The sequence below is a fragment of the Porphyromonas sp. CAG:1061 genome (genome assembly GCF_000435035.1).
GTDB classification, from domain to species: domain Bacteria; phylum Bacteroidota; class Bacteroidia; order Bacteroidales; family Porphyromonadaceae; genus Porphyromonas_A; species Porphyromonas_A somerae.
On record NZ_HF988929.1, the window covers coordinates 1 to 752 of the forward strand.

A 752-nucleotide genomic window follows, 5' to 3' on the forward strand; every position below is an offset into this window, starting at 1 on the left:
GAGGAGCTGGGATATGTCTCACTCATTAGGTGCCAGCTAGAGACTGGTCGAACTCATCAGATCCGTGCCCATATGAAGAGTATTGGGCATCCGATCTTCAATGACGAGCGGTACGGTGGGAATGAAATACTTAGAGGCAATCGCTTTGCCAATTACAAGAAATACATTGAGAATTGTTTTGCTCTCTGCCCCCGACAGGCACTACATGCCCAGACACTTGGCTTTTATCACCCTGTGAGGAAGGAGCAGATGGATTTTACTTCACCTTTGCCAGAGGATATGTCGGCACTCCTAGAGAAGTGGCGACGATATGTAGAGGCTGGCTCCATTGAACCTATAGAGGTATGAATCGACACCCTAAGATAGCTCTTGTAGCAGGTGGCTACAGTAATGAATATGAGGTCTCCCTCAAGAGTAGAGAGGGCATCCTCCACTTTTTGGAAGGGGCACCACTGGAGATTTTCCCCGTGCTCATCACTCACGAGAAATGGGTGGTACAGCTAGAGGGAAAGGAGTACCCCATTGACCGCAACGACTTCTCCGTTCAGATTGATGGCACCAAGGTAACCTTTGACTACGCCTATATTACCATCCACGGTACGCCTGGGGAGGATGGGCTCTTCACCGGCTACCTAGATATGCTACGGATCCCCTATAGCTGTTGCCCCACAGCCATCGGTGCACTCACCTTTAATAAGTACCTCTGCAAGCACTTTCTCCATAGCTTCGGCATCCAGATTGCGCCAAGTGTA

General features: G+C 49.7%; 2 protein-coding genes. Both read left to right on the plus strand.

Annotated elements, in window-relative coordinates; translation table 11 throughout:
* A partial coding sequence (locus QVO39_RS06475) for an RluA family pseudouridine synthase (protein WP_502685067.1) occupies positions 1 to 348 on the plus strand: 348 nt, incomplete at its 5' end.
* A partial coding sequence (locus QVO39_RS06480) for a D-alanine--D-alanine ligase (protein WP_502685068.1) occupies positions 345 to 752 on the plus strand: 408 nt, incomplete at its 3' end. The genes QVO39_RS06475 and QVO39_RS06480, both read left to right, overlap by 4 nt.